The 26,925-nt window shown below is 48.9% G+C and carries 25 protein-coding genes and 1 tRNA gene; 10 read left to right on the top strand and 16 right to left on the bottom strand.

Annotated features, from left to right (window positions below; all coding sequences use genetic code 11):
• Nucleotides 1-8 precede the first annotated feature (8 nt).
• Together EPD17_RS13255 and EPD17_RS13250 are read left to right on the top strand one after the other, a co-directional pair.
• A complete protein-coding gene (locus tag EPD17_RS13255) occupies nt 9-1,880 on the top strand; it encodes a PAS domain-containing sensor histidine kinase (RefSeq protein WP_165929611.1) in 1,872 nt (623 codons plus the stop codon).
• Nucleotides 1,880-2,290, top strand: a complete 411-nt coding sequence (locus tag EPD17_RS13250) for a response regulator (protein ID WP_132054905.1) — start codon at nt 1,880-1,882, stop codon at nt 2,288-2,290. The genes EPD17_RS13255 and EPD17_RS13250 overlap by 1 nt, the downstream gene beginning before the upstream one ends.
• Before the next feature lie 80 nt (nt 2,291-2,370).
• Here the strand turns inward: EPD17_RS13250 and EPD17_RS13245 are convergent.
• Nucleotides 2,371-2,444, bottom strand: a tRNA-Pro gene (locus EPD17_RS13245).
• A gap of 88 nt (nt 2,445-2,532) precedes the next feature.
• Here EPD17_RS13245 and EPD17_RS13240 point away from each other — a divergent pair.
• The gene (locus EPD17_RS13240) at nt 2,533-3,144 is read left to right on the top strand and encodes a TrmH family RNA methyltransferase (RefSeq protein ID WP_132054903.1); all 612 of its coding nucleotides are present in this window, start codon (nt 2,533-2,535) and stop codon (nt 3,142-3,144) included.
• 144 nt (nt 3,145-3,288) lie between these two features.
• On the opposite strand, the gene EPD17_RS13235 is transcribed toward EPD17_RS13240, so the two are convergent.
• The 9 genes from EPD17_RS13235 to EPD17_RS13195 all read right to left on the bottom strand — a co-directional run bounded on the left by EPD17_RS13235 (nt 3,289) and on the right by EPD17_RS13195 (nt 11,719).
• The gene (locus EPD17_RS13235) at nt 3,289-4,248 is read right to left on the bottom strand and encodes a YihY/virulence factor BrkB family protein (protein ID WP_132054901.1); all 960 of its coding nucleotides are present in this window, start codon (nt 4,246-4,248) and stop codon (nt 3,289-3,291) included.
• Nucleotides 4,238-5,290, bottom strand: coding sequence for an endolytic transglycosylase MltG (mltG, locus tag EPD17_RS13230; RefSeq protein WP_132054899.1), 1,053 nt, complete (start codon nt 5,288-5,290; stop codon nt 4,238-4,240). Before mltG ends, EPD17_RS13235 begins: the two co-directional genes overlap by 11 nt.
• A gap of 66 nt (nt 5,291-5,356) precedes the next feature.
• Nucleotides 5,357-5,710, bottom strand: coding sequence for a preprotein translocase subunit SecG (gene secG / locus EPD17_RS13225; RefSeq protein WP_114233864.1), 354 nt, complete (start codon nt 5,708-5,710; stop codon nt 5,357-5,359).
• Nucleotides 5,707-6,603: a hypothetical protein gene (locus EPD17_RS13220; protein ID WP_132054897.1), complete on the bottom strand. Its 897-nt coding sequence runs from the start codon at nt 6,601-6,603 to the stop codon at nt 5,707-5,709. Before EPD17_RS13220 ends, secG begins: the two co-directional genes overlap by 4 nt.
• A gap of 176 nt (nt 6,604-6,779) precedes the next feature.
• On the bottom strand, nt 6,780-7,331 hold the full coding sequence (gene lptE / locus EPD17_RS13215; protein WP_165929610.1) for an LPS assembly lipoprotein LptE: 552 nt from the start codon (nt 7,329-7,331) through the stop codon (nt 6,780-6,782).
• 65 nt (nt 7,332-7,396) lie between these two features.
• Nucleotides 7,397-8,638 carry a sigma-54 interaction domain-containing protein gene (locus tag EPD17_RS13210; RefSeq protein WP_132054895.1) on the bottom strand — a complete coding sequence of 414 codons (1,242 nt, stop codon included), beginning with the start codon at nt 8,636-8,638 and terminating at the stop codon, nt 7,397-7,399.
• Between the two features lie 77 nt (nt 8,639-8,715).
• Complete coding sequence (miaB, locus tag EPD17_RS13205) at nt 8,716-10,140, bottom strand: tRNA (N6-isopentenyl adenosine(37)-C2)-methylthiotransferase MiaB (RefSeq protein WP_132054893.1); 1,425 nt, start codon at nt 10,138-10,140, stop codon at nt 8,716-8,718.
• A gap of 148 nt (nt 10,141-10,288) precedes the next feature.
• On the bottom strand, nt 10,289-10,801 hold the full coding sequence (locus EPD17_RS13200) for a hypothetical protein (protein WP_132054891.1): 513 nt from the start codon (nt 10,799-10,801) through the stop codon (nt 10,289-10,291).
• A gap of 138 nt (nt 10,802-10,939) precedes the next feature.
• Nucleotides 10,940-11,719, bottom strand: a complete 780-nt coding sequence (locus EPD17_RS13195) for a (Fe-S)-binding protein (protein ID WP_132054889.1) — start codon at nt 11,717-11,719, stop codon at nt 10,940-10,942.
• 191 nt (nt 11,720-11,910) lie between these two features.
• On the opposite strand from EPD17_RS13195, the gene EPD17_RS13190 reads away from it, so the two are divergent.
• The 4 genes from EPD17_RS13190 to EPD17_RS13175 all read left to right on the top strand — a co-directional run bounded on the left by EPD17_RS13190 (nt 11,911) and on the right by EPD17_RS13175 (nt 16,837).
• Nucleotides 11,911-12,966 carry an ATP-grasp domain-containing protein gene (locus EPD17_RS13190; RefSeq protein WP_132054887.1) on the top strand — a complete coding sequence of 352 codons (1,056 nt, stop codon included), beginning with the start codon at nt 11,911-11,913 and terminating at the stop codon, nt 12,964-12,966.
• Nucleotides 12,967-13,062: 96 nt separating this feature from the next.
• Entirely contained in the window at nt 13,063-13,752 is a 690-nt protein-coding gene (locus EPD17_RS13185; protein ID WP_240040620.1) for a LysE family translocator, read from the top strand.
• A gap of 53 nt (nt 13,753-13,805) precedes the next feature.
• Entirely contained in the window at nt 13,806-15,974 is a 2,169-nt protein-coding gene (locus EPD17_RS13180) for an outer membrane protein assembly factor BamB family protein (protein WP_132054883.1), read from the top strand.
• 74 nt (nt 15,975-16,048) lie between these two features.
• On the top strand, nt 16,049-16,837 hold the full coding sequence (locus tag EPD17_RS13175; RefSeq protein WP_132054881.1) for a mechanosensitive ion channel family protein: 789 nt from the start codon (nt 16,049-16,051) through the stop codon (nt 16,835-16,837).
• A 179-nt stretch (nt 16,838-17,016) separates the two neighbouring features.
• Here EPD17_RS13175 and EPD17_RS13170 read toward each other — a convergent pair whose 3' ends face one another.
• From EPD17_RS13170 to EPD17_RS13160, 3 genes are all read right to left on the bottom strand, one after another.
• On the bottom strand, nt 17,017-17,967 hold the full coding sequence (locus tag EPD17_RS13170; RefSeq protein WP_132054879.1) for a sugar phosphate isomerase/epimerase family protein: 951 nt from the start codon (nt 17,965-17,967) through the stop codon (nt 17,017-17,019).
• 166 nt (nt 17,968-18,133) lie between these two features.
• Entirely contained in the window at nt 18,134-19,201 is a 1,068-nt protein-coding gene (gene fbaA, locus EPD17_RS13165; protein ID WP_132054877.1) for a class II fructose-bisphosphate aldolase, read from the bottom strand.
• A gap of 194 nt (nt 19,202-19,395) precedes the next feature.
• The gene (locus EPD17_RS13160; RefSeq protein ID WP_132054875.1) at nt 19,396-20,178 is read right to left on the bottom strand and encodes an ABC transporter substrate-binding protein; all 783 of its coding nucleotides are present in this window, start codon (nt 20,176-20,178) and stop codon (nt 19,396-19,398) included.
• Nucleotides 20,179-20,199: 21 nt separating this feature from the next.
• On the opposite strand from EPD17_RS13160, the gene EPD17_RS13155 reads away from it, so the two are divergent.
• On the top strand, nt 20,200-20,589 hold the full coding sequence (locus EPD17_RS13155) for a hypothetical protein (protein WP_132054873.1): 390 nt from the start codon (nt 20,200-20,202) through the stop codon (nt 20,587-20,589).
• 350 nt (nt 20,590-20,939) lie between these two features.
• Here EPD17_RS13155 and EPD17_RS13150 read toward each other — a convergent pair whose 3' ends face one another.
• The gene (locus EPD17_RS13150; protein ID WP_132054871.1) at nt 20,940-22,295 is read right to left on the bottom strand and encodes a pyridoxal-phosphate dependent enzyme; all 1,356 of its coding nucleotides are present in this window, start codon (nt 22,293-22,295) and stop codon (nt 20,940-20,942) included.
• Between the two features lie 255 nt (nt 22,296-22,550).
• Here EPD17_RS13150 and EPD17_RS13145 point away from each other — a divergent pair, with 255 nt between their 5' ends.
• Complete coding sequence (locus EPD17_RS13145; RefSeq protein WP_132054869.1) at nt 22,551-24,824, top strand: Tex family protein; 2,274 nt, start codon at nt 22,551-22,553, stop codon at nt 24,822-24,824.
• A gap of 72 nt (nt 24,825-24,896) precedes the next feature.
• Here the strand turns inward: EPD17_RS13145 and EPD17_RS13140 are convergent, their stop codons facing one another.
• Entirely contained in the window at nt 24,897-25,439 is a 543-nt protein-coding gene (locus EPD17_RS13140; protein ID WP_132054867.1) for an anti-sigma factor family protein, read from the bottom strand.
• 36 nt (nt 25,440-25,475) lie between these two features.
• Entirely contained in the window at nt 25,476-26,060 is a 585-nt protein-coding gene (locus EPD17_RS13135; RefSeq protein ID WP_240040619.1) for an RNA polymerase sigma factor, read from the bottom strand.
• Nucleotides 26,061-26,543: 483 nt separating this feature from the next.
• Between EPD17_RS13135 and EPD17_RS13130 the strand changes: the two genes are divergently transcribed.
• A complete protein-coding gene (locus EPD17_RS13130; protein ID WP_132054865.1) occupies nt 26,544-26,918 on the top strand; it encodes a DUF6249 domain-containing protein in 375 nt (124 codons plus the stop codon).
• Nucleotides 26,919-26,925: the final 7 nt, after the last annotated feature.

Raw genomic sequence — 26,925 nt, 5'->3', positions numbered from 1 at the left:
TTCAGCATTTGCCTGAAGCCATCCTCCTTTTGGACCAGGATGGCTATATCACCTATGTGAATCAAAAAGCGATTCAGCTTACCGGTTATTCCGAAATCGACTTGTTGCAAAAACCTTTTTCCATCCTCGAGCAAAATCTGTCGGGTGCATACAAGTGCACTTTCGAACTGGGCGAGGCCCTGAAAAAAGGCCGCTTTGAGGGAGAAGGGTGGAAGCTAAACAAGAACGGTAGCCGCATTTGGTGCACTACTGCCATTAGCCCATTGTTCAATGATGATAACGAAATGCAAGGGTATTGTTGCAGCCTGCGCGACCAGTCGGAGAAAAAAGAACAGGAGCTAAATCTGCGCCAAAGCGAGGAGCGTTTTCGTTTGATGGTGGAAGGCGTAAAGGACTATGCCATTTTTATGCTCGATACCGAAGGGCATATTTTAACCTGGAACGAAGGTGCCCAACGCACCAAAGGATACAGTGGCGAGGAAATCATTGGCCGGCATTTTTCTACTTTTTACACCGCCCCCGACCTGGAAGATAAAAAGCCCGAACGGGAACTAAAGATTGCCGTTGCTACCGGCAAATACGAAGAAGAAGGTTGGCGTGTAAAAAAGAACGGCTCGGTGTTTTGGGCCAACGTGGTGATCACTGCGCTGTTTAATGAAAACAACCAGCACATTGGTTTTTCAAAAGTTACCCGCGACCTGACAGACCGCAAAGAAAATGAAGAACACCTGCGCCAAAGTGAAGAACGATACCGGTCGCTGGTGGAGCAGGTGCTGGATTATGGCATTTTCATGCTTGATGAAAAAGGCCGCATCATCAGTTGGAACGAAGGTGCTAAGCGCATCAAAGGTTACACGGCAGATGAAATTTTGGGTAAATATTTTTCGATATTTTATACCGAGGAAGACATCATCATGGGCAAGCCGGCCTATGAATTAAAAGTGGCCCGTAGCAAAGGTAAATACGAAGAAGAAGGCTGGCGCCTGCGCAAAGATGGCAGTATGTTTTGGGCCAACATCTTGATCACCGCGGTGTACAATAACCAGGGCCTATTGATCGGATATTCAAAAGTTACCCGCGACCTTACCGAACGTAAAGAGGCAGAACGGGCACTGCGTGAAAGCTACGAACGCTACCGCATGCTCACCGATGAATTGAAAAGAGCCAACGCCGAACTGTCGTATGCCAACCAGGAGTTGGAGCAGTTTACCTCCATCGTGTCGCACGACTTGCAGGAACCTGTGCGCACCATTAAAAGTTTTTTGCAACTGATCGACATCAAACTGGAAGATGCAACAGTGGTGGAGCTGAAAGGTTATTTGCAAAAATCGCAGAACGCCGCCAACAGGATGCGGGAGCTTATTCAAAACCTGTTACACTATGCGCAATTGAGCCGCGGCGAAATGGTTTGTGAAGAAGTGGATGTAAATGAGTTGTTCAGCCAGGCATTGCAAAACCTGCGCACCGCCATTGAGGCAAATAATGCGCAAATAACGATCGAGAACGAAGTGCCTTATATTTTCGGCGATCGGATTCAGTTGGTGCAACTGGTGCAAAACCTGGTGGGCAATGCGCTAAAATTTACTGTTTCCGAGGTGCCTCAGATCAATATCCGCTGCACCAACGAAAACGGAGTCGTGCAATTTTCCGTATCGGACAATGGCATAGGTATTGCAAAAGGTGACCTACACAAAGTATTTGAGATCTTCAAAAGGCTCAGCACCGAGAAAGCATACCCCGGCACCGGTATTGGACTGGCCATCTGCAAAAAAATCGTAGACAGGCATCATGGAAGGATTTGGCCCGAATCTACACCAGGCAAAGGCACTACTTTTTATTTTACCTTAAACGAGCAACCAGAAGTGTTGCAAACTGCATAATGACGCAATACAAAATCATCATTGTAGAGAACGACGAGGACGAGCAATTTTTTATGAACGAAAGTTTCAGGAAGTCGGAGTTGTTTGATGTGATCGTTCTGCTGAACAACGGCAATGCACTCATGGACTGGCTGCAAACGAACCCGGGTAATTTACCCGATTTGATTCTTTCTGATTTGAATATGCCGGGCAAGAATGGTTATGATATTATTGCAGAAGTAAAAGAAAACCCGGCGCTGGCGCACATCCCGGTGATCATTACGTCAACATCTTCCACCAAAACTTTTATCGATCGATGCCTGGCACTTGGCGCTGCCGATTACCTGGTAAAGCCCGAAACATTTATTGATTACGGACCGTATATCGAGAACCTGCACCGGATTGTTGACAATAGGATTGCAGTGAAATAAAAGCCTATAAATTTTGCTGCAACTTGGTTGTTGTAGCGGCATAAAAAAATCCTTCAACATCAGTTGAAGGATTTTTTTTGTCGGGACGACTGGATTCGAACCAGCGACCCCAAGCACCCCATGCTTGTACGCTACCGGACTGCGCTACGTCCCGAACTTTTACGCCGTTTTATTGGCGATGGGGTGGCAAATGTAAGGGAAAAATTGGAAACAATCCGGCTAAAATTTTAGTTTGCACCCCTATGACAGAGGCGAGAACTGAAAAAATTATCCAGGTGTTGCAACGGCGGCAAACAGGGCTCACCCTTGTGTTGGAAAACGTGTTTGACCGGCACAATGTGTCGGCCATTATGCGCACCGCCGATGCTGTTGGTGTAGGTGAACTGTACGTGGTAAACACGCAGGCGCCGGCAACGGAACACTGGGGTTACAGAAGCAGCAGCGGTGCTTACAAATGGGTAAAAGTGCACCAGTTTGATGAGTTGGAAACCTGCATGATTGCCGTCCGAAACAGGTATGAAAAAGTGCTAACCACGCATCTTTCTTCCGAAGCCGTTTCGTTGTTTGAAATTGATTTTACGCAAAGCATTGCGCTGGTATTTGGCAACGAACAAAAAGGGGTAAGTGAGGCGCTGCGCGGCATGGCCGACGGTAATTTTATCATTCCGCAAATGGGCATGATTCATTCGCTCAACATCAGCGTGGCCTGCGCGGTGAGTTTATATGAAGCCCTCCGGCAAAAAAGCGCAGCCGGCCATTACAACCAACAACAAATCAGCGCCGAACAATTTGATCACTTATTTCAAGACTGGACGACGCACCCGAGATTGCGGGATACAGGCGGAGCAGAGTAGTGTTTTGTAAATATGAAATAATGGAATTATAGAAACTGCTTTTTTGTTTTTTTAGGAAAAGCACAGTCTATTCTTGCAACGAGGTGCGCATCACTTAATTATAAAAATGTGCCGGCCACCGGCTGAATAATTGACTATTTAAGCTCACATATTTGCTGCCGCAATCGCTTCTTGTTCCTTCCGCTTTTTTTGTTGCAAAGCCGCCAGCGTAACATTTAATTCAAATCCTAAAAGGATTACCAACGCATTGGCGTAAATCAGTGACATAATGATAAACACAACTGATATTGACCCGTACAATTTGTTGTAGTTGCTGAAATTATTGATGTAGTAAGAGACAAGAATCGTGGTGAGAATTACCAATGTTGTGGCCAAAACAGAACCCGGCGTGATCAATGGCCATTTTTGGTGCAATGCAGGCCCATGCCGGTATATAAAGGAAATAACATAAAAGATTAGCGCCACTAAAATCACCCAACGCAGGTTGACTATTAGCAGCCGCACCATATGGTTTTGCACACCCAGCCACTGCAGCACCGCTTCATGTGCTACCAGCAACAGCAATGACATAAACACCAGCAACAATGTTACGAGTGTCATTTGCAAAGCCGTTTGCCGCATGCCCAAACCGCTGCGTTTATAAAAGCCTTCATAGTTTTCGTCGAACGAACGCAAAATGCCCATCATGGCGTTGGACGAGAAAAAAACGGCCAGCAATAAACCGAAAGAAAGCAATTCGTTGCGCGGGTTGTTGAGAAAATCGGCCAGGAAATCAATGATGACGCGGTTGTTTTGTTCGCCGGGAACAATGTCGCGGATCACTGAAAACAGTTCCTGTATAAACTTCTCTGAAATGGGCAACAGCGGCACCAGCGTGAAAATAAAAATCAGCGTGGGTGGAATGGCCATGAACACGTTGAAGGAAATTGCCGCAGTGCGTTCCACGAGGTTGGCCCGGTTCAACTGCCGCAGAAAAGCCGGCCACACGGCGTGTAGCGAATGACCCGCAAAGCCGGGGATAAAAACGGTTTTGCTTTTCCGGATGATGCCCTTTACCGGTGTAGACGTGGTAATGCGCCGGGTAATATCGCTTCTACTGGGCATTGGCCTGCGCTTGTTTATCCTTTTGTTTTTGCATCCAAACGGTTAATGCAGCCTGGTACAGTTTTGCTTTTTTCATGTGCTCTGCGTAGGTCGCACTAAAGTCGTGTGTGCCGTCAAACTCCGGGCTGGCAACAAAATAAACATACGCGGTTTGGGGCGCATCCAGCACGGCATCAAGCGTTGCTTTTTGCGGTGTGCAAATAGGTCCCGGCGGCAGTCCGGCATTGCGGTATGTATTGTATGGCGATGCTACCTGCAGGTGTTTTTCATACACCCGCTTGATGGTAAAATCCTGCAGTGCAAAACGCACCGTTGGATCTGCTTGCAGCGGCATGCCGGTACGCAGCCGGTTGATGTACACCGACGCGATGGTGTCTTTTTCATCGAGCTTGTTTGATTCCTCATCTACGATCGAAGCAATGATCGCAACCTGCAGCGGTGTTAGGGAAAGGCGTGCCGCTTTTTGTTTGCGTTCTTCCGTCCAAAACTGGCGGTTGGCATCAGCTAATTTTTGAAAAATTTTGTCCGGGTCGCTGTTCCAAAAATAAGTGTATGTATCCGGCAGCACATAAGCCAGGGCCTGGTCCGAAGTGATAGATCGCTTGGTGCGGAAACTGTCGCTTTGCAGGTACGCCATCATCTCGGCCGAATCGGTTTCGAGGCGGCGCGATACCAGTTTAGCTAAATCCTGCGGGGTGCGCAGCTTATTGATCACGAGGTTCACCGGCGTTTGCTGCCCGTTGCGCAACCGGCGCAAAATGGTGAACAGGCTCGTACCCTCTTCAATTTCGTATTTACCGGGTTTGATGTTGTTCCAATACTTTAGCCGTTGCGCTAAAAAGTCAAAAGCTTTCGGGTACTTCACAATCCCGTTGCGCACCAGCGAATCGGTAATGGCTTGTTTGTTGGCGCCATCGGTAGCGATGTACAGCGCTTTTTTATTTTCCGAAAAACCGGTAGCCGGCCCCCAAAAAAACCAGGCAACCACACCAGCGCCTACCAGCAATAAAATTGCTACGATAATGAATAAGTTCCTGACCATGATGGAGTAAAGTAAATAAAAAACCCTGCCTAGCAAGACAGGGTGCAATATAAAAAAGCTTAGAAATTACTTGCCGGTATCTGCAGGTGCAGCTTGCTGCGGTGCAGGAAGGGTAGTAGCGTTGGGAGTAGTGCCCTGGCGCATGGGCAAGGTGCCAGTACCAACGTTCTCCAGGCGATCCTGAACGGCGCCGCCGCCTGCGATAAAGAATGTGGAAGTAATGCACAGTACGGCAATGACAGCCGCAAAAATCCAGGTGCCTTTTTCCAATACATCAGTGGTTTGTTTTACACCCATAAACTGGTTGCTAAAACCGGCAATGTTTCCGGCCAGGCCACCGCCTTTGGGATTTTGCACCAGCACAACCAAAGCCAGTACCACACAGGCAAGAATAATCAGGATCAGGAATAAAATGGTCATACGTTTTTCTTTAAACTTTCCAGTTTGGCTGCAAAATAAGCCCTTTTGGAAGGATTAGACAAACTTAATTTATGATAAACAGCCTCAGCCTTATCGAGGTTGCCCTGCTTGATCCAAACTTCCGCCATGGCTTCAGTTACAATTTCCGATTCCACCACCGAATGGGCCGCCATGTGCTCCACCTTTTTCTCGGCGTTGGGATCCAGGTCTTTCAACTGCTCGGTTGCTGGCAGGCGTTTCATGGTTTTTAGCCATTCTGTAAAACTTTTCAATTGCCGCCCCATCTTGTCTTTGCCGGCTTCTTCTTGCGACAGCCGGATACCTTGCGAAGCAAAATAGTCGACGGTATGATAAGGTTCAAAAGCGGGCAACGCGGCATCGCTTGTAGCCGGTTCGTTTTGTTGCTCCTGAGGAACTGGCGCCTTATGTTCTACTTCTTCAACCTGCTCCGATTCCGGTGCAATTTCCTGCGGTTCCGGTGCGGGCGGTTCAGCAACGGACAACATTACTTCCGGCAAAACCGGCTGTTCTATTGCTTCGCTCTCATTGGCCGCAAATGCAGGCTGTTCGGGGAGGCTCAGTTGTTCAGGCAAAGGCGGCTCATCGCCGGTTTCGATGTCTGTTTCTTCTTCCTCGTAAAACGTTTCAGCTTCCGGAAACGTGGCGTTCAAAAATGCATCGAACGCTGCCGGCTGGTGATAATATAGTGCGGCCTTTTGCATTTGCGCCCTTGCTTCGGGTACGCCTTCCTGCGTCATTTTTTTTGCCAGTAAAAACTGCGCAGGCGCTAGGTAGGGTTGTTCGGTAATAAGCTGCTGCAATTCCGAAATGGAACAATCGGCAAAGGGCTTTTGTAACAACGATGTGGCTAAAAGGTCAAAGCGGCTGCTCATACAGGCAAGTTAAATGAAAGAGGGGAGGGAAGACGGAAAAGTCCGAAAAGTCAGTAGAGACAGTAAAGACGGAAAAGAAAGTATTAGATTATATCGTTTAACAAACAAGTCTGTTGGAGCAAAAACTAGTCTTACTTTCCTGTCTTTTCGGTCTCTATCGTCTTTCCCGTCTCTACCTACCAATTCGAAAACATTCGGTTAAAAAGGTCGTCGGTCATGTTGCGCAAAATTTCATCCAGCAATCTTGATTCTGCCGCCTGAAGTGAGAGGTTGGCATCAAAATCAAAACTGCGGCTCACGTCCAGTTCCTGCGCCGTATTACTGAGCCGGTTGTTTACCGTAAGGTGCACCGACACGGTAAGCCGGTTGGTTACGGCCGCTTGCTGGTTGCGCCCTGTGCCGCCAGCCTGCCCCGATGAAATAGCCGACGTAGTAACAGAATAGTCCGACACATAACCCGTTACATCCCAGTGCACATTATCGTTGTTGGTTTGTGTCAGGCGGGTTTGGTTCACAATTTTTTGGCGCAGCCTTTCGGTAAGCTGCGGGCTTAGCTGCGGGTTTACATAGCGGGCTTTGTTTTCAATAAAATTGATCCGCACGGTTTTTACACTGTCCGGCACCGACACGTCGGCGAACGAATACACGCCGCAGCCAGTGTTTACCGTTGCTACGCACAGCGCAGCAATAGCCATAAAGAACAATAAAAGAATGGGTGTTCTTTTCATTGAAATATCATTGGGATAGAGTGGGCAAATTACAAATGGTTTTGAAAAAGGAATCCCAAACCTCCTTACTCGTCAATGTTGTATTCTTTCAATTTCCGGTACAGGGTTCGTTCGCTAATGCCCAGGTCGGAGGCGGCATCCTTGCGTTTGCCCTTGTGTTTTTTCAACGCCTTGATGATCAGCTCTTTTTCCTTGTCCATGATGTTGAGGCTTTCTTCCACCTCTTCATGATCGTGGATGTCGTTGTTGAGGATCACGGGCTGTGCGGCAGGCTGCGGTGCATGGTGCATCAGCACCGGCGGCGAAAAGTCGTTGTGCGGGTGTAGCTCGGCCACCTGTGCCATCATGGCGGGGTTTTGCTGCAGGGCAGAGGGGTTTTGCACCACTTCAAAAAAAAGACGCTTCAGTTCGGTCACGTCCTTTTTCATATCGAAAAAGAGCTTGTACAAAATTTCCCTTTCGTTGGCAAATTCATGCGGTGGATGTCCGCCGCTGGCACTGGCCAGCACGGGTAGGCGGCTGCCGTTGTTTTGGGGTAAAAAACGCTCCAGCGCCTTTGCATTTACCTGTTTGTCAACCGACAAAACCGATATCTGTTCGGCAAGGTTTTTCAGCTCCCGTACGTTGCCCGGAAAATGATAGCTGGTCAGCCGTTGGCGTGCTTCGTCATCGAGTTGTACGGGTGCTGTGCGGTAGCGTTCGGCAAAATCAACTGCAAATTTGCGGAACAGCGTAACGATGTCTTCCTTACGATCGCGCAGGGCAGGGACCCGTATGGGCACCGTATTAAGCCGGTAATAAAGGTCTTCGCGAAACTTGTTTTGCTCTACTTGTTGCAGCAGATCGCGGTTGGTGGCGGCAATTACCCGAACATCGGTTTTTTGCACTTTCGAAGAACCCACGCGGATAAACTCGCCGGACTCCAGCACCCGCAACAGACGGGCCTGTGTGCCCAATGGCATCTCGCCAATTTCATCCAGGAAAATGGTACCGCCGTTCACCGTTTCAAAATAACCTTTGCGGCTATCCACGGCACCGGTAAACGAGCCTTTTTCGTGGCCAAATAATTCAGAGTCGATGGTGCCTTCCGGGATGGCGCCGCAGTTTACGGCAATAAATGGGTTGTGCTTACGGGCAGAAAGCGAATGTATGATATGCGAAAAGGCTTCCTTGCCTACGCCGCTTTCGCCTACAATCAACACAGTCAGGTCGGTGTTGGCCACCTGAACGGCCACCTGCAGCGCATAGTTCAGCGCTGGAGAGTTGCCAATGATTCCAAATCGGTTTTTTATGGTTTGCAGGTCCATTCTTGGTTGGTTGTTTCGTGTAAATCCTATCTGTTTCCTGTGCCTACAAAATCTGAACGATTGCAGCCCAGCCCTGATTAAGCGTTCGCTACAATTTTACCCAGCAACGTAGCCTGCGTGCTGCTGTCCACCTGAACATGCACATAGTCGCCCGGTTTCAGGTTGTATCCTTCTTTTGGAAAAACAATCACTTTGTTCTGGCTGTTGCGGCCCATCCAATCCAGTTCGCTGCGTTTCGAATCGCCTTCGATCAGCACTTTAAATGTTTTACCAATGTCCCTTAGATTGCTGTCGAACGAAAGTTTGTTTTGCAATTCCACAATTTCCTGCAGCCTGCGTTTTTTTACCGCCTCAGGCACATCATCCTGGTAGCGGCGTTGCGCCAAAGTGCCGGGTCGTTCGCTGTAAAAAAACATATAGCTCATGTCGTATTGGGCAAACCGCATCAGGTCCAGCGTGTCCTGGTGGTCTTCTTCGGTTTCAGTGCAAAAGCCGGCAATGATGTCGGAAGAAATGCCGCAGTCGGGCATGTACTCGCGGATGCGGTCCACTTTGGCTTTGTACCATTCGCGGCTGTAGTTGCGGTTCATCAGGCCCAGCACACGGGTGGAGCCGCTTTGCAGCGGCAGGTGAATATATCGGCAGATGTTTTCGTAGCGGGCCATAGTTGCTAGCACGTCATCGGTAATGTCTTTTGGATGCGAGGTGGAGAACCGAACCCGCAGGTCCGGAGCTACCAGAGCCACCAGTTCCAGCAAACGGGCAAAAGTTACCGGCTGGCCGTCTGCATCGGGTATAAAATAATAGGAGTCCACGTTTTGCCCCAGCAGGGTAATTTCTTTATATCCCTGCGCATACAGGTCGCGGCATTCTGCCAAAATGCTGTCGGCGTTGCGGCTGCGTTCGCGGCCGCGGGTAAAGGGCACCACGCAAAACGAGCACATATTGTTGCACCCGCGCATGATCGACACAAACGCAGTGATACCGTTGCTGTTGAGGCGCACCGGCGAAATATCAGCGTATGTTTCCTCGCGGCTCAGGAGCACGTTGATAGCTTTTTGTCCGCCGTCGGCTTCGTCGATGAGTTGCGGCAGGGCACGGTAGGCATCGGGGCCCACCACAATGTCCACCAGCTTTTCTTCTTCAAGGAATTTTGCTTTCAGGCGTTCGGCCATACAGCCCAACACACCAACCAGCAGGGCCGGGTTGCCTTTTTTCAACTTTTTAAATTCCGTAAGTCTTTTTCGCACTGTCTGTTCCGCTTTTTCGCGGATCGAACAGGTGTTCAAAAAAATCAGGTCGGCTTCTTCCAAATTGCGGGTGGCGCCAAAGCCTTCCCCGTTGAGAATCGAGGCCACGATCTCGCTATCGCTGAAGTTCATTTGGCAGCCATAGCTTTCGATATAAAAATGCCGGCGGTACCTATTTGTATCCAGGGCAAATGGAGCAAACGCTTCGCCCTGGCGGGATTCATCGTGTACTTTTTGAGCAATGTCCAACATAACCACTAAAATTGAGCGCAAAGATAAGCAATAGAAAATGACAGGATGTCAGGAGGCGGAAAAGTAAAAAGGCAAAATTCAAAAGTCAAAATCTGCAATAGTCTACACTGCACCTTTTGCTTTCTAAATTTTGCCTTCTACACTCTTTTTATTTGGCTGCTACGCCAAACCTTTTGGCGAGCCAGGACGCTTTTACCGGGATGATCCAGTCTTCTTCCAGTTCCTTTTTGGTGGCTACCAAGTTGTTGAAATATAATGTATCGTTGTTGATGAATCCGTTTTCAAATGCATAGCCCAGTTGGTTCATGGGCAGCACCTGCACTTTTTCGCCGGCAACAAATGCCAGCGTGGTGCGGTCGAAGAAGTTGATGCCGAATTGCTGCTCCAGCCCTTTTACAAAACGTACCGAACTGTCGGTGCTGCAGCCACCCACATGCACGCTGGATTCGTCGGCCATGAGTACCAGGAACTGGCCAAAAAACAAGTTGGCGTAGGCTTTTACCGGCGCACCATGCGATTGCCAGTTGCGGGCAAAATCTTCGATCATCGGCTCCATCGCTAGGGCTTCGGAAAGCGTTAGCTGGCGGCTCGATTGGTAGATCCAAACACGGCTTCCGGCAGCAAACTCTTGGGGCAGTAAATGTTTGTATTCCAGGTTCATGCCGCAAAGGTAACCTGTGCCGCGGAGCTTTGGAGCAGGATTAGTAGCATTTTAGGAAAGTCGGAATTCCAAAGACGGACGTCGGAAGATGGACGCAATGAAAACACATCTTCGGACCGCGGACTTCCGACTTCTGCCTTATTTCATCGCTGCCGCCACCAATTCCGCCACATCCAGCACCTGCACCGATCCTTCCTGCTCGGCGTTTTTGACGCCGTCGGTGAGCATGGTGTTGCAGAATGGACAAGCCGCCGCTACGATAGAAGCGCCGGTACCAATGGCTTCGGCGGAGCGTTCGAGGTTGATGCGGGTGGTGCCGGGCTCTTCCTCTTTGAACATTTGCGAACCGCCGGCGCCGCAGCACAAGCCGTTTTTGCGGCAGCGTTTCATTTCCACCAGTTCGGCGTCCAGCGCTTCCAGCACCTTGCGGGGCGCTTCGTAAATACCGTTGCCGCGGCCAAGGTAGCAGCTGTCGTGGTAGGTTATTTTTTTGCCCTTAAATGCATCGGCGTCGGTGAGTTTTATTTTACCGCCATCAATCAATTGTTGCAAAAAGGTGGTGTGGTGCATTACCTCGTAATTGCCGCCAATTTGCGGGTATTCGTTTTTAAAGATATTGAAGCAATGCGGGCAGGTGGTTACGATTTTTTTTACTTCATAATTGTTCAGCACCTGGATGTTTTGATAGGCCATCATCTGGAACAGGAACTCGTTGCCAGCTCGGCGTGCAGGATCGCCGGTGCACATTTCTTCTTTGCCCAAAATGGCAAACGACACACCGGCTTTATTCAATATCGTTGCAAAAGCCTTGGTAATGCGTTGTGCCCGCTGATCAAAAGAGCCGGCGCAACCCACCCAAAAAAGAACTTCCGGAACTTCGCCTGCCGCAAAAAATTCTGCCATTGACCGTACCTGCATGGTGCTTGTTTTAAACTCTGCCTTCAAAAATAAGGCATGCCCGTTTAGCATTCGTCAATTAGCTACAGCGTGTGTTATTTTACAACGATCAGATCAATCAGTTTTAAAAAAACAAGACGCTGCAACTGAAATTGCCGCCGCCAAAACCAATGCACATCGGGCCTGCATAATGGTTATTTTTGCCGCCCTTTATGGGTAGGAATACATTTTGGGAAAAGTTGGGCAACTGGGAATTGTGGCCGTTTCCGCTTCGGTATGCTGCGCTGATGCCTTTTTGGGTTGGTTATTGCATGCGGGCGGGCTCGCCTTGGTTTTTTACCGCGTCCAACCCTACCATCACTTTTGGTGGCTTTGATGGCGAAGGCAAAAAAGAAATGTATGCATTGCTACCCGAAGGCAGTTATCCAAAAACTTTGTTTGTTACACCGGGCATGGCTGCCGATCAATTACTGCAACAGGTTCAGGCTGCCGGTTTTCAATACCCGTTTTGTGTAAAACCCGATGTTGGTTTGAAAGGCTTGTTGTTTCGCAAAATTGATAACGAGGCGGAACTGCTCCGCTACCACAGCGCCATGCCGCTGGAATATATGGTGCAGGACTTGGTGTTGCTGCCGCTCGAAGTGAGCATTTTTTACTACCGCCACCCAACGCACCAAAAGGGCACCATCAGTGGTTTTATACAAAAAGACCTGATGGAAGTGGTGGGCAACGGCAGGGACACGTTGCACCAACTCATTTTAGCGCATCCCATTGCACGGCACCGCATGGCCGAAATGCAAACAAAGCATGCCGATAATTTCGACACCATTTTGCCACAAGGCCAACAATACCTGCTGGCTTATGCCGCCAACCTCAATCGCGGTGCACGTTTTAGCCAACTAACGCAACACATCGACGAACGCCTGCAACAACTGTTTGATGACCTGAGCCACCGCACCGAGTTTTATTATGGCCGATACGATATCAAATGCCAGTCGGTGGAGTTGCTGCAACAGGGAAAGGCTTTTCAAATCCTTGAATTCAATGGCGCCGGCGCCGAGCCCAACCATGTGTACCATGCAGGGCTGTCATTAACCCAGGCGCATACCGAGATCAAAAAACACTGGAAAGCTTTGTATGAAATTTCAAAGTACAACCACGAGCACGGGCACCCGTATTGGCCGTTTTGGAAAGGCTATCATTTTTTGAAAAAAGCAGGTCGCCACGGCAAGCATCTGGAAGCGCTGGACAAAGAAATTCTGGTGTAATTTTTTAAATACCGCTTTACTTTAATATTGCACCCTTGTGCACCCCAATCCATTAGATCGATGCCCAGGCTTTTGCGTGTTTTTTTTACCGGTCTCATGATTTCCTTTTTGGGTTCGTTGCCCCTGGGCACACTCAACGTGGCCATCATGCAAATTGCCATCACCGATGGCTTGCGCCCTGCGCTTTATTTTGGCCTCGGCTCCCTCACTGCCGAAGTGGTGTATGTGCGACTGTCGCTCATTGCCATGGATTGGGTACGCAAGCAAAAAGCGCTGTTCCGTGCACTGGAGTGGGTAACGCTGCTGATTGTTTTGGCACTGGCTATTTCTTCGTTTTATGCGGCCACACATCCAAGTATAAAAAAGAACATCATCCTCAGCAGCACGCTGCACCGCTTTTGGCTGGGGCTTTTTATGAGCGCCCTCAACCCGGTGCAAATCCCGTTTTGGTTTGGTTGGAGCACGGTGTTGTTTACCAAAGGCATTTTGCAGCCGCAGGCTGCGCAATACAACATCTATATTGCCGGCATCGGCATCGGCACACTCATCGGCAATTTTGTGTTCATGTTTGGTGGTAAAATGGTGGCCGATAATATTACCGGCAACCAAGATATTTTGAATTGGGTGATTGGCGGCATCTTCTTGCTGACCGCCATCATTCAAGCCATAAAAATGGCCCGCAAAAAAGATGTAGACCACCGCATCGATCACCCCGAGGAAGAAGAGCATCCGTTTGAATCCATCATTTTGCAGGAAGATAACAACAACGACAAACCGAAGGATTAGTGATAGGAGCGTTGGGCTTCAAAAGCAAAAGGGATAAATCTTTATCTTGAAACATGCTTCTTCGATTGTTGCCCTTTCTTATTTTTTCCTTTGTCCTTTTTTCCTGCGCCGATGCACCCGATGAATCCAACCACTCCTGGAGTGTGTACGGTGGTTCCAAAGAAAAAACTCAGTATTCATCGCTGTCGCAAATTGATACCAGCAATGCTGCGCAATTGGAGGTGGCGTGGGTGTATCGCAGCGGCGATGCCGACACGGTAAATGGTTCGCAAATTCAGTGCAACCCGCTGGTGGTAGATGGTATTTTATACGGCACATCGCCAACACTCAGATTGTTTGCGCTGGATGCCGCTACGGGCAGGGAGTTGTGGGTGTTCAACCCGTTTGATTCATTGAAAGCCGACCGCGGATTTTTTATCATGAACAACAGCCGCGGCCTTGCATATTGGACGGATGGCAAAGAAAAGCGTTTGTTTTATACCGCCGGTTCGTACCTGTATTGCATTGATGGCGCCACCGGCACACCTATCCCCAGCTTTGGCACCGATGGAAAGATTGACCTGCACGATGGCCTCGACCGCGATGTAACTGAGCTTTTTGTTACGTCCACCTCGCCGGGCATTGTTTATAAAGATCTGATCATTATGGGCACCCGTGTAGATGAAGGCGCTGCCGCAGCACCGGGCCATATCCGCGCTTTTAATGTACGGACTGGTAAACGCGAATGGATCTTTCATACCATTCCGCAGCCGGGCCAGCCGGGCTATGATACTTGGCAGGACACAGCCGCGTATAAAAATATTGGCGGCGCCAATGTATGGAGCGGCTTCAGCCTCGATGAACAACGTGGCCTCTTGTTTTGCGCCACCGGCTCGGCCTCGTTTGATTTTTATGGTGGTAAAAGAAAAGGAGCGAACCTGTACGCAAACTGTGTGCTGGCATTGGATGCCGCAACCGGTAAACATGTCTGGCATTTCCAGGGCGTGCACCACGATGTTTGGGACCGCGATTTTCCAACACCGCCTGTGTTGCTGACACTTAAAAAAGGTGGCCGCACCATCGATGCTGTGGCGCAGGTTACCAAAACGGGTTTTGTGTTTGTGTTTGAACGTGAAACCGGCAAGCCTGTTTTTCCCATTCGCGAAATGCCGGTACCTATCAATACAACGCTTGTTGGCGAAGAACTGTCGCCTACGCAACCGGTGCCCCAAAAACCATTGCCGTTTGTGCGGCAAAAATTTACTCCGGAAGAACTGAACCACCTGTTGCCGCCGGCCTCATTTGAGCAGGTAAAAAAAGCATTGGCTTCATATAAAAGTGGCGGCTTGTTTGAGCCGCCATCGGAGCAGGGCACGGTGGTCCTTCCGGGCTTTGACGGCGGCGGCGAATGGGGTGGGCCGGCAGTAGACCCGGAAACAGGAATACTGTATGTAAATGCCAATGAAATGGCTTGGATACTTACGATGGTGCCGTTGAAAAATGACCAAGTTCGAACAGAAACTAAGATGGAGGCCGGCAAACGATTGTACCAGGCCAACTGCATGACCTGTCACGGACCGGAGCGAAAGGGCAGTGGCGCCAACCCGTCGCTGATCAATGTGGGCCAGCGATACAACAATGCACAGTTTCACCAGTTGATATCCAGTGGCCGCCGGATGATGCCTTCTTTTAACCGATTGCATGCCGCCGAAAAAGAAGCAATCGCTGCATTCGTGTTGGACCAAAATGGGCCGGGTAAGCAACAATATAACGGGCCCGCAACTAACGGAGATGCCTACCTGAAATTGCCGTACAGCACCACCGGCTATAACAAATTTCTAAGCCCGGAAGGGTTGAATGCATTAAGGCCGCCGTGGGGTACCATCAACGCCATTGACCTCAACACCGGCGAATTTGTTTGGCGCGACACGCTGGGCGATCATCCACTGTTTAAAGCGCATGGCATCCGCACCGGCAGGGAAAATTATGGCGGTCCGGTGGTGACCAAAGGCGGACTACTTTTTATCGGCGCCACCCCGGACAGTATGTTTCGGGTGTTCAATAAGACCAATGGTCGTTTGCTTTGGGAAACTACTTTGCCGGCACCTGCTTTTGCCACGCCTGCTGTGTATGCAGCCAACAATCGGCAGTATGTGGTAGTGGCCTGCGGAGGCGGAAAACTGGGCACAAAATCAGGCGATTATTACGTGGCATTTGCGCTGCCGCAAAAGCCGGAACAATAGTTGCACAACTCGGTCGCTGCCTAATTTTTAGAGCACATTTTAACCACTAACTTTTTCCGTTTTACTTTCGCGCCATGAATTTGGAGGCATTTTACGATAAAGCATACCTGTGGATATTGACCGTTGGGCCAAGGCTGCTCATCGCTTTTTTTGTATTATTTGTGGGCATCTGGCTGATCCGCTTTTTGAAAAGGGCACTGAACCTGCACATGCACCGCCGCGAATTTGACCCATCGCTGCAGCCCTTCCTTATTTCCTTGTTTGGAACCGTGATGCAGGTAATGCTCATACTGGCCTTGATGCAGGTGCTGGGCTTGCAAATGACCATTTTTACTGCCCTGATTGGTGCACTGGGTGTAGCTGCAGGCTTGGCGCTGTCAGGGACTTTGCAAAATTTTACTTCTGGTGTTTTGATCCTGTTGCTGAAACCGTTTCGTGTAGGCGATAGTATTTTGGCGCAAGGGCAGGAGGGAATTGTCAGCTCAATTCAAATTTTTTATACCGTTGTTACCACGCAAACCAACACCACGGTAATTATCCCAAATAGCAAGCTGTCCAACGAGGTGATCATCAACCTAAGCCGGCAGGGCAAACGCCGGCTGGACATTGAACTGAAATTCAATTTTGGAATTTCGTTTGATGAAGTGCAGCGAATTGTACAAAAGAGGATTGATCAGACGCCGGCTATCTTAAACGACCCGGCTACCAACTTTGGTGTTTCTTCGGTTGACCCTGACGGTTATAAAGTGATGATCAACATTTGGGTGGATGCGCACCATTACCACGAAGTAAAACTGGCGTTCCAGGAAGACATCATTGACGACCTGAAAGCTGGTGGCATCAAGCTTCCGGGCATGCCGTGAGTAAGTAAAAAGTCAAAAGTTAAAGGCAAAATGTAGCGGACAATATCGTGTTTTTCGAAGAAGAAGCTCGCAATGTGTTTGTTACCGTTCGATGAAATGCCTTTATGAAAATGAATAAAAAAGGCGGCTCTGTATGTGGGCCGCCTTTTGCATTTTTACTTTTTGATTTTGCTTTTACGCTAAACTTTTCCGCTTCCGCGCAGCTCAAAACCATGCGCACTGGCCATGCGCTCCAGCAATTGTTTTGTTTTTTTAATGCCTTCTTCTTCGCTCAGTTTGCTGCCTTCGTATTCAATACCAATAATGCCATTGAAATTTGCTTTTTTGATAATGGGCATCATCTTGTTGTAATCTGTTTCCACACAATTGCCTTGCTCATCAAAATCATATGTTTTGGCACTGATGCCTTTTGCGTAGGGCATAAATTCCTGCACGCCTTTGTAGCGGTCGTATTCTTCGGCGCAGCCGTTGGCGGTGCGGCGCAAACAAAAATTGCCTAAGTCGGGCAGGATGCCCACGTTTTTTTTGCCCACCTGCTTCATCACGCCTGACAGCCACTGGCCGTCCGAACTCCAGCCACCGTGGTTTTCCACAATGATATTGATGCCGGTTTTTGCACCGTATTCGCCCAACTTACCCAATCCATCAACAGCCGCTTTCGCCACTTCTTCGCGGCTACCCTGCCCGTAGGCATTTACCCTAATGGTGGCACAACCTAAATATTTGGCAGCATCAACCCACTTGTAATGCGCTTCCACGGCCTTGTTGCGCTTGTCGGCATCGAGCTCGCCCAATCCGCCTTCGCCGTCAATCATGATCAGGTGGTTTTTAATGCCATTGTCTTTGCAACGTTGCAGCAGGTCGTTGAGGTAAGCCGTGTCCTGCGCTTTGTCTTTGAAAAACTGGTTTACATATTCCACCACGCCAATGCCGTATTGCTTGCGGGAAACTTCGGGGAATTCGAGGTTGGTCATTTTTTTGGCAAACAGGGTTTTATGCAACGACCATTCGGCCAATGATATTTCAAAAGATGGTTTTGCAGCAAATGCATGGGAAAACTTTGGTGCAATGGCAGCACCGGCAGCAAGCGTTGCCAGGTTTTGAACAAACCGACGGCGGGAGTGAAGCATGGTCAAACGTTGTTAGGTGAAAAAATATGGCTTAAGTTAATGAAGATTTTGCATGCAACGTCAATGCATTTAAAAAGCAGCGAATCGATTGTTTGAAAACTCTTTTGCAACAAAAAGCGCCGCCCTAGGGGCAGCGCTATTGTGCTTATTCTTAAAATAAAAAAGATTAGCTGTTGCGGTTGATGCAATTGAGGTCTTCGAACGCAACGCTCAGGCGCTTTACAAAGTTTTCCTCGCCACTGCGCAACCAAACGCGGGGATCGTAGTATTTTTTATTAGGTTTTTCAACACCATCAGGATTGCCCAATTGTGCCTGAAGGTAATGCTCGCTTTTTTTGTAATTGAGCAATACACCTTCCCAAAATGCCCACTGCATATCGGTGTCTATGTTCATTTTAATGGCACCATACGAAATGGCTTCGCGGATCTGGTGCTGCGGAGAACCCGAGCCGCCGTGGAATACAAAGTACACGGGCTTTTCGCCGGTACCGTATTGTTGTTGGATGTACTCCTGGCTGTTTTTCAAAATCTCCGGACGCAGCTCCACGTTGCCGGGGCTATACACGCCGTGCACATTGCCAAAGGCAGCAGCTACGGTAAACATGTCGCCAACTTTACTGAGGCGCTCATATGCATAAGCCACTTCCTGGGGCTGTGTGTACAGCTTATCGTTTTCCACGCCACTGTTATCAACGCCGTCTTCTTCGCCACCGGTAACGCCCAGTTCAATTTCAATGCTCATGCCCAGCGGTGCCATGCGTTTGAAATATTCCACCGAGGTTTCGATGTTTTCCTCAATCGGCTCTTCCGACAGGTCGAGCATGTGCGAAGAAAACAGCGGCTGGCCTTTTTCTTTGTGGTATTGTTCGCCGGCATCGAGCAGGGCACTGATCCAGGGCAGCCATTTTTTTGCTGCGTGGTCGGTGTGCAACACTACAGGTACGCCATAATATTTGGCAACAGTATGGATATGCAAAGCACCTGAAATGGCGCCTACGATATTAGCTTGCAGGTTGTCGTTCGGCATGCTTTTGCCCGCAATAAACTGGGCGCCGCCGTTCGAAAACTGAATGATCACTGGAGAGTTTACTTTGGCAGCGGTTTCCAGCGTAGCGTTGATGCTGTTGGTGCCAATAGTGTTCACTGCAGGAAGCGCAAAGCCATTTTCCAAGGCATCGCGGTAAAGAGCTCTGAGTTCGTCGCCGAACAGGACGCCGGCTTTGTATTTACCCATAAAGATCAGGTTTAATGTGGATTGGGAAAGGATCCCGCCTTTTTTTCGCTGCCGAAGATAATGAGAAACTGTTTGTATTGCACCTGATAGCTGTCATTAGTTTAAAAGCGCAAAGCGGTGGGAACAGCTACGCTGATATGATTTGCATCAAACAAGCGGCAGGCGATGTGCAAATGATACATATTGATTGCGGGTCATTTCCTAGCTAGATCATTTTGCAGCTGCGCAAAATACCGCGGTGCATGCAGCAGCCTGCTGCCATACCAGCTAAACATTTCACCATCTACCAACGCGATGCGTGTTTGCGGCAGCAGCGGCTGCAATACAACAATATGTTTTTCCTTAAACGGATAAGGCTCCGATGAAAGCAGCAATACATCAGGCGCGGTAGCGGCAATTTCACTCCATTCAACAGCGGGGTAGCGTTGCCTGTCGGCAAACACATTTTCAAACCCTGCAAGCTGCATCATGTGGTGTATAAATGTGTCGTTGCCAACGGTCATCCACGGTTCTTGCCAAATCAGGTAGGCTGCTTTCAGTGGCGGATTTAGTGGCGTTAAATGATTAAAGCCATTTTTGATTTTGTCGATTATTGCGCCAGCTTGTTCCTCGCGGTGTGTCAACTGTCCGAGGGTGTTGATCATTGCCAGGGCTTCGTTCAAATTGCCCATGTCCGAAACATAAGTGGGTATGGTTGCCGCAATTTCCAAAACCTGTTCTGCTACATTTTCTTCTTTGTTGGCAATCACCATGTCGGGCTGCAAAGCCAGTACAGCCGCCACATCCACCATTTTGGTGCCGCCAATGCGCTTTTTATTGCGCCACCACTGGTTAGGATGCACACAAAATTTGGTGATGCCCACCACTTCCTGTTCCAGGCCCAGATCGGCGAGCAGCTCGGTTTGCGAAGGCACCAACGAGACGATGCGCTGCGGCGGTTTGTTTGCAAAAAAAGTGGGTGTGGAAATCAACGGCATGCTGCAAAAATAGCGGGCAGCATGCAACAGCAACTTTTGGAGCGTCGGGATTTGTTTGCTATCACCTCCTCCTGCCTTAATGCGTGTGCACCAAATGCAGGAGGAAAAGGGTTTACCATTCGGTTTTCATTGGAACGGCGTGGTGATAGGCTAATGGATTCTGGCGGTTTAGGCACCAAAGGTTTTCATAGATATGGAACGGCTTTCAAACGGATAATGGACGGTTTGGTTTTTCAGGACGTCGAACTGGTCTTCATAGGAATTGTCCTTAAAAGGAAGAAGTTGATGCGTGTGTTTTTAGTTGTTCACAGGACTGGGATAATGCAATTTTTGGACGGTTGGATTCTCTTTGGATTTGGATCATTTCGGTTTTTCAAGGAAACGGAACGTTCACCGCATCAACTTCTGTAACAAATGTAGAATGGCAGAGCTTGCTGTTCAATACAACTTTCGCTCAATTTTTTCCATGTAGTAAATACGCCGCATTGCGTAAAACCGGCGGTGCTCCTGCCGTATTCTCTGAAAATGCGCATCGTGATTTTACGAAAATGGCCTTCGGCTAATACCCCATTTTTTACAGGTTAAACGGGGCATCCAGCTGCATTAAAGTAAAAGTAACGCCGGCCATTGCTATTGTATGTGGAAAAAATTATATTATTCAAAGTGGATGGTTTTTTTACGAAAAAAGCCGGCCGGGCAATATTGCATCCCTCGACCGGCTTTTGAGCGAACTAAGTATTTTCTACTACATTTTTAATACATCAGGCAAGGGCCTGCAGCACGTCGTATTTGGTTACAATCTGCAAGCTGCCGGTTTCATCTTTCGACAATACCGCGCCATTTTCTTTGTTGATGAGGGTGCTCAGTTTTTCCACAGGCGTTTCCATTGCTACCACGGGAAAGCATTTGTCCATCACCGTTTCAATTTTAGCGGTGCGCAGTTCAGGGTCGCCAAAAACCCGTTGAAACAAGCCGCTTTCCGACACTGCACCTACTAGCTCGCCATCTTTTACAACAGGGATGTGTTCAATGTCGTATTCCTTCATCAGTTCCACTGCCTCCGAAACTGACTGTGTAGGCTCGATGGTGATGAGCCTTTTGCGGCCCCGTGCAGATACTACGTCGCGGAAGGTTTTTACTTCAAAAAAGCCACGTTCCGACATCCACTGGTCGTTGTAAATTTTAGCAACATAACGGCTGCCATGATCGCACAGCAGCACCACTACAACGTCGTCTTTTTTCAGCCTATCTTTTAGTTGCATCAAGCCCGCCAGCACGCTGCCCGAGCTATAGCCGCAAAAGAGCGCTTCCTCACGGGCAAGCCTACGCGCAAATAAAGCACCGTCTTTATCAGTCACTTGTTCAAAGTGATCAATCACGCTCATGTCGTAGTTCTGCGGCACAAAGTCTTCACCAAAACCTTCCGAAATGTATGGATGCACTTCGTTCATGTCAATCTCGCCGGTGCGGTGGTACTTAGTTAGCAGTGAACCGTACACATCAATCGCCCAGATCTGGATATCGGGGTTCATTTTTTTCAGATACATGGCCGTTCCGGTAATGGTGCCACCGGTGCCTGCTGTAGTAACAAAATGCGTCACCTTACCTTCTGTTTGGCGCCAGATTTCGGGGCCGGTAGTTTCCACGTGTGCCTGCCTGTTAGCCAAGTTATCGTACTGGTTCATCAGGAAGGAGTTTGGAATTTCCTTAGCCAACCTTGCCGCAACAGAATAATAGGAGCGGGGATCTTCGGGCTCCACGTTTGTAGGGCAAACGATCACTTCGGCGCCCAGCGCTTTCAGAATGTCCATTTTCGATTGCGACTGTTTGTCGGTAGTGGTGAAAATGCATTTGTACCCTTTTACCACGGCCGCCATTGCCAATCCCAAACCGGTATTACCCGATGTGCACTCAATGATGGTGCCGCCGGGTTTCAGCTTGCCTTCGGCTTCGGCCACTTCCACCATTTTCAGGGCCATACGGTCCTTGGTGCTGTTACCGGGGTTGAAATATTCTACCTTGGCATACACCTCGCAGGGAAGGTCGCGGGTAATTTTATTGAGTTGCACTAGCGGCGTGTTGCCAATCGTTTCCAGAATATTTTTCTTGATGTCCATGCAGTGGGATTAATGCGGCAAAGGTAAATCCACAGATTTGTTTGATTGGAAATGATTTTGGCGATTCAATTTCAGAAGCTAAGCGACACTTTTATCGGCAATCATCCTAAACGGAAATGTGCGTACAGAAAAAGCATCTTGCCCTTTTGAAAAAATCATAAAAATCTTTTCCAATCAAACAAATCTGTGGTTCCAATCATACAAATCACTGGTTACCTTTGCCACCCTGTTTAAAAAACGGGCTAAATCGTGCACATGGAATCGAAGTATATCCAAAACATCGCAGAAAAGCTGGGGCTGAGCCTCAAACAGATCAACAACGTGTACCAGATGCAGTCGGAAGGTGCCACCATACCGTTTATGGCCCGCTACCGCAAGGAAGCCACCGGCAATATGGACGAAGTGCAGATCGGGAACGTGGTGGAAGAGATCAAGTATTTTACCGAGTTGGATAAGCGCAAGGAAACGGTGCTGAAAACAATCGACGGGCAAGGCAAACTGACCCCTGAATTAAAAGAGCGCATTGAAGGCACACTGGATCTCACCGTGCTGGAAGATATTTACCTACCTTATAAACCCAAGCGCAAAACCCGCGCTACGCAAGCCATTGAAAAAGGGCTGGAGCCGCTGGCAAAACTTATTTTCGAACAGGGCAACATCGATCCCGAAAGCGAAGCCGCTGCATACATCAAAGAAGAAGTAAAAGACAGCAAAGAAGCGCTGCAAGGCGCCCGTGATATTATTGCCGAATGGGTGTCGGAAGCAGAAGAAGCCCGCAACAAAGTGCGGCAATTGTTTACCGAAACCGGCACGCTGGTGTCGAAGGTTTTTCTTTCCAAAAAAGACGAGCCCGAAGCACAGAAATACCGCGATTATTTTGAGTTCAGCGAGCCCTTGTCGCAAAGCCCTTCCCACCGCATCATGGCCATTCGGCGTGCCGAAAAAGAAGGCTACTTGGCGATGGACATTACCATCGAAAAAGAATCGGCGGTGGATGAACTGAGCCGCATTTTTGTGAAAGATAATAACCCCGCTGCCGACGAAGTACGCAAGGCTGTGGAAGACTCCTTTGTGCGCCTGCTGAAAACGTCCATTGAAAGCGAATACCGCCTGAGCAGCAAAGCCAAGGCCGATGATGAAGCAATAACGGTATTTACTGAAAACCTACGGCAACTGCTGCTGGCATCGCCGCTGGGCAACAAACGGGTGCTGGCGCTGGATCCCGGGTTCCGCACCGGCTGCAAATTGGTTTGCCTCGATGCCCAAGGGAACTTGGTGCACAACACCGCCATTTACCCGCATCCGCCGCAAAACCAGTGGCAGGAAAGCGTTGCTGAAATAAAGCACCTGGTCAATAAATACGACATCGAAGCCATCGGCATTGGCAACGGCACTGCCGGCCGCGAAACCGAAACGCTGGTGCGCAGCATTGATTTTGGCAAGCCGGTAAGCGTGTTCCAGGTAAATGAAAGCGGCGCTTCTATTTACTCCGCATCGGAAGTGGCCCGTGAAGAATTTCCCGACCATGATGTAACGGTAAGAGGTGCGGTGTCCATTGGCCGCCGCCTGCTCGACCCATTGAGCGAACTGGTAAAGATTGATCCGAAATCGATTGGCGTGGGCCAATACCAGCACGATGTGAACCAGGTAAAGCTGAAAGATGCGCTGGACCGCGTGGTGGAAAGTGCCGTAAACTTTGTGGGTGTGGATGTAAACACCGCATCGAAACACCTGCTGCAATATGTATCGGGCATCAATGGCACATTGGCAAAAAATATTGTGGAATACCGGGCACAAAATGGTCCGTTCAAAAGCCGCAGCGAATTAAAGAAAGTGCCGATGATGGGCCCGAAAAGCTTTGAGCAATGCGCAGGATTTTTGCGCATTCCCGGCGCCCAAAATCCCTTGGATAATTCATCGGTGCACCCCGAAAGTTATGGCGTGGTGGAACGCATGGCTGCCGACCTGCAGGCATCGCTGGAGGAGTTAATCAAAAAGGGCGAGCTGCGCAAGAAGATCAATAAAAAAGCTTACATCTCCGAAACGGTGGGTGAGTTTACCATTGAAGATATTTTAAAGGAACTTGAAAAGCCCGGCCGCGACCCACGTGCCCCAATTGAGGAGTTTCGTTTTGACGACACTATTAAAAGCATTGAAGATGTAAAGGTGGGCATGCAGGTACCGGGCATCGTTACCAACATTACTGCGTTTGGTGCTTTTGTGGATATTGGCGTAAAACAGGATGGGCTGGTGCATGTGTCGCAATTGAGCAACCGCTTTGTTAGTGACCCGAACGAGGTAGTGAAACTGGGACAAAAAGTGCAGGTTACTGTTACCGAAGTGGATGTTGCCCGCAAGCGCATTGCGTTGACGATGAAAACTACAAAGCCGGACGACCGTAGTCAGACGACAGAGCCGCGCAGTGCTGGTGGCGGCAATAAATCCTTCGCTAAACCCGCACCCAAGCAGGCTTCACTGAACGATTTTCAAAAAAGCCTGCAGGCGTTGAAAAGCAAATTCAAAGACTAATATTTATGTAGCAATAAAAAAATGCCCCGCTTTTGCCGGGGCATTTTTTTATTGAACAAAGCAAACGAAAACTTATGCCTGCTGCCAGGTTTTGCGGCGCTGGGTGAGGTAGCGATCCAGTAAAATCAGTCCCAGCGTGATGTTTAGCATAATGAACAGATTCACGAAATTGTTGTTGAACACCTGGCTATAATCCACTTCCGTAAAATCGACGCCCAAAACCTTGCTGGTGCCCGATGCGCCGGCGGACCAATCGATCTGGCTGAGGCCGTATACAAGGAAACCAACAATGACGGTAACGAAAAAGGCCCCAATGCCCCAGATGATTTTTTTGTCGATATACGCCTTGGTGGCCGGTGCAATTTGCAGCCGCGCAATTTCGTCCATTACATTGCGGGTAAAACGCATGGAAGGTTGCTCCAGTTCGGTGGCATCCAGCATTTGGTGCACCGAAAGCAATTCCTTGTATTTTTCGCGCCACGCGGCGTGTTCCACCAACAACTGTTCTATTTCCGAACGCTCCGCATCGGTGCTGAGCCCATCGATGTACTCCCAAATCCGCAACTCCATCGCCGCATCATCTGCCGGGTCGAACGCTTCGTGCCTGTTATTCATGGTCGTTCATTTGTGGTTAGTTAATGTTCATGCGGCTTACAAATCCCGCACTTCGGCGGCAAAATGCTGCTGCATTTTTTCCTTCAATCGGGTACGTGCCCGGTGCAGTTGCACTTTTACCGCATTGGGCTCTTTACCCATTACCTGCGCAATTTCTTCCAGCGTTTGTTCGCCTTTGTAAAACAGCGTGATCACCTGTGCATCGTCGAGGCTGAGCAGCCGGATGGCCGCGTTCACCATATTTTGCCGCGACTTTTGTTCGATGACATTGGCATTCATGCCGCCATCAAAATTATCGGCTACGGCAAATACTTTTTCATTGTCCAGCGAATGCACTTCCAGCTTTTTTTTACGTAAAAACGAAATGCTGGTGGTGGTGGTAATGGTGTACAGCCAGGTGCTGAACTTGGACGTACCCTTGAAATCGGCCAACGAACGGTATGCCTTTACAAATATATCCTGGGCCAGTTCTTCGGCGTCTTCGCGGCCTTTTACATAGCGCAGGGCAATGGTAAAAACAAACGACTGGTAACGCTGCACCAGGGTACCAAAAGCGTTGCGATCGCCTTTGAGCACCTGCTCGATGATTGCGTTGTCAGCTATTTCGTTGTGCATCTGCATGTATGACGCTTTGTTGTTGGGGTTGGTTACAGGTGCAAGGTTGAGAAATTTTTTTAGCTTTCATAACGGCAGGTGATGAATTGCCCGTGTTTTGGTCCGAATGCCCTTTTGTTGGGGATGGATCAACAATGTGGTAATTGACTGCTGGCGATGTTGTTGTTTTAATTGCGCTGAATGGTTGGATGTTTTCGCTATATATAATGAGAGCGGAGGATCAACCTTTGGGGGCAAAGGATGTTTCGGGATGCTTGAATTGTTCTTCGCTTTCTATCATTAATATTCAGTTCTTCGGTGCATTTGATCCTTTTAAAAGAAAAATGAAACCGGGCTGTAACCACGTCTCTTGTGTCGGCGTCCTAATGTTTGTAAGCGATGCTTGCAGTTCTTTTTAAAAAAATCCTGAATTTCTGTAACCGCAGCGGTACCACTGTAGTCAGATAGGAAAACAGCAAACAACTTTTTAAACCATAACACTGAATTTTTATGTCACCGTTTTTAATCCCGATCATCACTTCCCTCGGCGCATTCGCAATGGTTTTTGGCATTGTGTACCTGAAAACCAAAGAGAATATGGCCATGATCGAAAAAGGCATGAACCCCAAACAATTTGCCAACCGCCCCGTGCCTTATCGCAGTCTTAAATCGGGCCTTGTATTTTTTGGTGCCGGCATCGGCCTGCTCCTGGCATTTTTCCTTGATAAAAACATGGGTGGCTGGAACAACGAAGCTATCTATTTTGCCCTGATTGCCATTGGTAGCGGTATTGGACTGATGCTGTCGTACCGCATTGAGAAAAAAGAAACCCTGACGCCGAACCGCGAGGTAGAACCTGCCCGCCGCGAACCGGAGTACCGATAAGGGATTT

This window comes from Pseudocnuella soli, assembly GCF_004347775.1.
In the GTDB taxonomy this organism is placed as follows: Bacteria; Bacteroidota; Bacteroidia; order Chitinophagales; family Chitinophagaceae; genus Flavisolibacter; species Flavisolibacter aquaticus.
Note: the sequence above shows the minus strand (reverse complement) of the source record. Positions and strands in the feature narration are given on the sequence as shown.